Genomic DNA, 5,839 nt, shown 5'->3' with positions numbered 1-5,839 from the left:
ATCAACTGCTTGTAACTCATGGTAAATGCTTCTGTTTGTTTGGCGACGATAGAGTACCACCAACAGGCAGTTGATCTCTTCTCACCGTTTAACCATGAGTGGTGCACTTATTATCTGAATTCGGGGGCTGCTGTCGAATTTAAAGCAGATATAACAAGGAAAGGGGTAATTACTATTCGAATTGAGGCAGCTTCTGGAGAAAATAAACGTTATGACTGGAAAAATAAAATTTCCATTCAGCTTACTCAGCTAGGTTTGATTGAATTTCTATGCGCATTTTTATTCATTAAGGAAAGTATTGAGTTAAAGCATTACGGAGCTAAGAATGACAAATCATTAAAGGTTCAATACCAAGAAGGGAAATTGTTTCTGCAAGTATCACAAAAAGGTAAAAAGCTTTGTGGAGTACCTATTCCTATGAATGAAGCAGTACGTATAGGTCTATTTGCACTGGACTCTTATTTGAAAAACTTCGACAACATTAGTGCTGAATTTGCTGTGCAGAATTTTAACCGAGCAGCTAGTTTGGGTCTTTGAGCGCTTGAAAATGGAGGTTGAAGATGATTTTACAAAATGACGATGCTCTAGAAATACCTCATGGTAATTCATCTGTTTGGCGGTATATGAGTACTTGGAAATTTGAACAGTTACTCATAAATTCCACTTTGTTTTTTCCAAACGCTAATGCACTCTCAGATCAATATGAAGTATCTATACCTGAAAGTGTTAAAAACAAAGAAAGAGATGATCTAATTAATGATGGTATTAGTGGGAACAATCTTAACGGTGAATTGGAAGCTTTTTTTGGAACACCAATCCTAAGAAAAACTGTGTCTTTATCAACTGCTGGTCATTAACTCCACATGAGTCATACGCTTTATGGAAGATTTATCTTTCAGGTGAGGCGAATGGGGTTGCCGTTAAAACGTCGGTGAGCAAACTTAAACGCTCAGTGATTAACGGGCAAGACAGTAACCCAGAGCCATTTTATATGGGTAAAGTTAAATATAAAAAACACCTTTGCGATGATAGCCTATCAAGGCTATCACTAATAACAACGAAAAAACCATTTTATGATTTTGAAAAAGAGCTAAGGCTTTTCATATTGAATGATTCACCTCCTGAGAAGAGCTTGGATCAAACTGTTAATTTCATTCAAGGCAAGAGCGTGAAGATTGATGTTAATGAGCTTATTCAAGAAGTGTACATTTCGCCATTTGCTTCGCAAGGTTACATAGATGAGGTAAAACAATTGCTTAAAAAGTATGGTTATTCAAAAGCTTTGATTAAAGAATCTGAAATACTTGATATGTAAAATTGGCTTTAATCCACTGCACTGTTCAACTTTAACAGTGCAGTCCCCATAACCAATATATGTACTGCCCCTTACTGCTCGATTAAAAGAGTTTCAACAACTTCTTCCGTCGTATTGCTTTTGATTCTAATTTTTTTAGCGTGTTTGTTGAGCGACACAATTTCATCACAGAACCCTTCTGTTGGGTATAACGTGTACTTGTAATCGATAACCTTACCTTCATCGTCTTTTACAGCAGCTATATCATACTTCTCTAAAATGCCAGCATTAATAAGGTCTTTCATTGTTGAAGTCATATTTCTGCGAATAGCGATTAAGCGATTTTCAGTGATGTCTTCTGACTCAATAGAGCCAAACTTAATCATTATTCTTACAAGCATGAAGTGATACGTCTTTTCGGGGCTGGCGTATCTAAACAATGTATAAAGTCTGGTTGTAAGCCAACTAGATAAGGTTCTCTTAAATTGTTGCGCCTGGTTAAAGTAATATCCTTTATAAGATACAGTTTCAATTTGCTGAGCCATGTACTCATTAAGAAATACAATGCATCTCTGAGTGCTTGGCCCTTTTTTACCAGAAAAATGAATTGATCCCAGATAAGGCATTTTTGCTTCATTTGTTTCTACTTCACCATTTGAGTTGGTGCTGTAGTTAAAAGACAGTTGACTACCAGACAGGATTAGTAGCGCTTCCTTTAAATCTGGATAAGATAGTGATTGATTAACTGACTTAAGCTCTGCATTTAGTTCATTCATTTTAAAATGAATGGCGTAACGAGTGCCGCTTGCGTTATTAATCTTAGAAATATTGCCTTTCGTAGCAAGAGAAATTAATGCCCTCTCCACTTTTTCTTCGCGGTCAGATGGCCAAGCAACATAGTCTGTTTCTTTACCTTTGATTACAGCTGGTGAGATTTGTAATTCACCGGTGTATTCAACACCATCCAACTTATCAGAAATAGACCGAGAATTAACGAGCCTTTCTGGTGCTTGTCTAATTGGGTATATGGTAGTTTTAACTCTTACAAAACGAGACCATAAATCGTATAGGGGAAAGGTATTTGATAACGAATTAGATTTCAAACCTTCAAAATGCACATCAGTAAAGAGTTTAAGCTGCTCAACCTCAGCGGCTTCCTGAACTACTAACCCTTTGGTGCTGATAGTCTCTGGCAAATTATTTATTGTAAGTTTGTTTTTGCTCATACCGAAATTCCCGCATACTTGAATTTCAAATATATCAAATCGCTATATAAATAACACAGCAAAATGCACCATTATTAAAAAACTCTTTATAATCATTACGATAATAGAGTGTAACTGTGATCTGACTACCTAATTAACCTATTAAAAATAACGTGTAATTGCGATCTGGTCGTTTGAGTAACAGTATGAATAACGTGTAACTGCGATCTGAGTTCAAAACCTACCTATTTGATTAAGGTGTAATTGCGATCTGAGATGAAATTTGAGGCCATAAAATAACGTGTAAATGCGATCTGACACTATAATTGAGCCCATAAAATAGCGTGTAATTACGATCTGGGATAGAAATTGAGGCCGAAAAATAACGTGTAAATGCGATCTGGGATGAAATTTGAGGCCATAGAATAACGTGTAAATGCGATCTGGGATGAAATATGAAGTCATAAAATAACGTGTAAATGCGATCTGACACAAAAATTTAGCTCATAAAATAAAGTGTAAATGCGATCTGAGAAGCTACATAACTACTGAATAACGTGTAATTAGGGTCTGAGATTTATTTTCAGTTTATTATTTCATCAACTTACTTCTGTGTACCCGATGTGAACTTAAAACTATTGGTCAAAAATAAATCGGAAGAATTTGCTCTAAAAAGGACAGAGAAATTACAAAATAAAGTGTAAAACCGATCTGAAAAATAAAACACTTATATTTCAAGGGCTTACAGAATTATATCACGCTTAATTAAAGGTAACGGGCGAAAAAAAACTATTTTCAAATGAAAATTCACTAAACTTCTGTAGTATGTATTCAGGGGGCTGTGAATAACCCACTAAAAAAAGGTGTAATTGCGATCTGAGAAGCGTGCAATTGCGATCTGGTATAGTAATTAGGCCTATTTTCAACCATTTCGAATAAAAAACAAACTGTGATTGTGAATAAAATAAAGTGTAAATGCGATCTTGAGCAATATCTTTGTGGATATTTTACAAGCAGCCCTTTATAACCTGTTGATAATAATATCAATATGAGTACTAATAACGTGTGCTTGCGATCTAAGTAACGTGCAATTGCGATCTAAATAACGTGTAACTGCGATCTCATTTATTTTTTATTATCTTTTATAATCAACAGCTTAAAATCACAATCCACAGCACTAACCTAAAGATCTAACCTATATATTTAACCATCATTATCCTTAATGTTTATTCTTAGCTCTCACAAATCAAATTAAAAACCATTTTTGATACTTAAAAAGAAGTAACTACTCATCGTGTGAGAATTTACAACGAAATTACTAAATGACTCCTAGGTAAAGTTTTCAATTATCTGCCTTTCTTTTTGGTTTGAAAAAGATAAACAATAAGAACCAAATAGGTTAATTGGCTTGCTTTGCTAAGTAATCAACGACCCAAGGAAATACAACGTTACCTAAAAAGATCATATCAATTCATGAATGATGTTGAGAAAATTGTACTGGCCCCAAACTTCATTCGCGTAAACCACAAAAAACCCTAAATCAAAGGAAGTTTTAACAATGCGAGAATTGAATCGATTTATACGTTTGTGAAATTTTCACATTCAAATTGATGATGAAAAACTCTCATTGTATGTCCGGACACATTAAAGAATTAAAAAAATGAACACATTTGGAATCCCATCAAAATGGATTTCTAAACCATTAAATGTATAAGTTATAGGTGCGGGTAGTACAAGATCTGCGTTTTTATCAGAATGTTTTCAGCTTGATTATTTACTGCGAAAGGTAACCAATCATTAAGTTCACTTAGACATCAGTGTGCATAGCGATGATAAAGTTAGTGAATCAAATGTCAGTAGGCAAAGATTTTATCCTGTTGATGTTTGTATAGATAAAGCCAAGGTTAGTGCTGATATGAGACGTTTTTTGCTAATAATCGTGGAAAAATCACCAATATGGTTAGATTTGGGTAACAGACGCTCATCAGGCCAAATTATTTTAGGTCACACTTACGAAGAAGTTAATAAGCTACCCAGTGTGTTTGATTTATAAACCCAATTAGAGAGTGCGAAAGTAAAACCTTTAAAAATAGACCCAGTTTGCTCACAAGTACTAGGTTACAGCTTTTAAGGTTAGCTATTTTTGAACAGCTATTTTTGAACAGCTATTTTTGAATAAGTTTTAACTTGAACTGCCAGGTTTGATTTATAGAGTGTATTAAATCAGACATTGAATAGCCGGTTTGTGCCAATAACAGATTTTCAGGCGTAACACATTTCTGTCGGATAGACGACACCTGTTACCAAGTGTCGCCCTCCTAAGAACCGTACGTGCAACTTTCACTGCATACGGCTCAAGCCTTCACGAAGGCACCTAATTGGTACCCAGCAACTTATAAAGCAGCGAGATTAGGTTCATTCCAAGAGTTGCGGCATTTCCTCTTTGCTTTTCTCTTTGCCAAGTATTCTTGGTATAAAGGATCAAAAGGCGTAGCTTCACTCCTGATTTTCACATGTCTCTCTATTGGCACCTTAGCTATTTGAAATAGATTAAACTGACAATCCATGTTCATGCTCTTCTGCCAACCGTGAAATTGCCATTGGCCTCGGCGGTTGATAAAGTACTTCATGGCGATCCAAGTTTTTGATTTTGTTGGATGACGCCTTTTAGCCCAATGCCATAACGCTAGAAATAGTTTGTGACTCACATATCCGAATACTTGTTTGGCAACGCAATGTCGATAGTAGTTCGACCAACCCCTGAGTTTCGGATTTATCAACTTGATTAGATCGTTAACGGGGGTGGTTGCGTGCTTTTTAGTGAGTTCGCGCAAGTTACTCAGAAATATTAACGTGTTAGATTTACTCGGTTTAATGAGCAGCTTTCCTTTGTACTTCCTATGGTTAAAGCCTAGGAAGTCGAAACCACGGCTAATGTGAGTAATGTGCGTTTTCTCTTCGGAGAGCGTTAAGCCTCTATGTGCTAAGAAGTCAGCAATCAACGGTTTGATATCGTTCTCCAGCACGTCCTTTGAAGTGCATGTGACGACGAAATCATCGGCGTATCCTATAAAGTTGGCTCTCGCCCCATTTTTAAGTGCGGTGGACTTAATGCGTTGCTCAAGACCTGCAAGAGTCATCAGCATCAAGGTTGGAGATATGATCCCGCCTTATGGTGTTCTCTCGTCAGTGCGATAGAACAGCCCTTTGTCTATAAAACCAGACTTTAACCATTGTTCCAACATTCGTTTATCTACAGCTATATTATTCATAAGCCATTGATGCCCAATCTTGTCGAAACAGGCTTTGATATCTCCCTCAAGAACCCATTGCGCGGATT

The 5,839-nt window shown here is 36.2% G+C and carries 5 protein-coding genes and 1 pseudogene; 4 read left to right on the top strand and 2 right to left on the bottom strand.

From position 1 onward, the window contains the following. Window positions 1–18 precede the first annotated feature (18 nt). The 3 genes from L1266_RS21810 (at window position 19) to L1266_RS21800 (ending at window position 1,315) form a co-directional block, all read left to right on the top strand. A complete protein-coding gene (locus tag L1266_RS21810; RefSeq protein ID WP_063530037.1) occupies window positions 19–537 on the top strand; it encodes a hypothetical protein in 519 nt (172 codons plus the stop codon). 23 nt (window positions 538–560) lie between these two features. After that, window positions 561–857 (top strand): hypothetical protein, encoded by a 297-nt coding sequence (locus tag L1266_RS21805; protein ID WP_063530038.1) that lies wholly within the window; start codon window positions 561–563, stop codon window positions 855–857. Between the two features lie 74 nt (window positions 858–931). Continuing rightward, window positions 932–1,315: a hypothetical protein gene (locus L1266_RS21800; RefSeq protein ID WP_063530039.1), complete on the top strand. Its 384-nt coding sequence runs from the start codon at window positions 932–934 to the stop codon at window positions 1,313–1,315. A 71-nt stretch (window positions 1,316–1,386) separates the two neighbouring features. Here the strand turns inward: L1266_RS21800 and L1266_RS21795 are convergent, their stop codons facing one another. Continuing rightward, window positions 1,387–2,520 carry a hypothetical protein gene (locus tag L1266_RS21795; RefSeq protein ID WP_063530040.1) on the bottom strand — a complete coding sequence of 378 codons (1,134 nt, stop codon included), beginning with the start codon at window positions 2,518–2,520 and terminating at the stop codon, window positions 1,387–1,389. Window positions 2,521–4,318: 1,798 nt separating this feature from the next. Here L1266_RS21795 and L1266_RS21790 point away from each other — a divergent pair. Beyond that, window positions 4,319–4,552, top strand: coding sequence for a hypothetical protein (locus tag L1266_RS21790; RefSeq protein ID WP_235374336.1), 234 nt, complete (start codon window positions 4,319–4,321; stop codon window positions 4,550–4,552). 340 nt (window positions 4,553–4,892) lie between these two features. Here L1266_RS21790 and L1266_RS22470 read toward each other — a convergent pair. Continuing rightward, window positions 4,893–5,839, bottom strand: a pseudogene (locus L1266_RS22470) (group II intron maturase-specific domain-containing protein); the annotation flags it as partial.

Origin of the sequence: Pseudoalteromonas sp. Cn5-37 (assembly GCF_021532495.1) — a bacterium.
In the GTDB taxonomy this organism is placed as follows: Bacteria; Pseudomonadota; Gammaproteobacteria; order Enterobacterales; family Alteromonadaceae; genus Pseudoalteromonas; species Pseudoalteromonas simplex.
The sequence above is the reverse complement of the archived record's forward strand: the minus strand, read 5'-3'. Positions and strand labels throughout refer to the sequence as shown.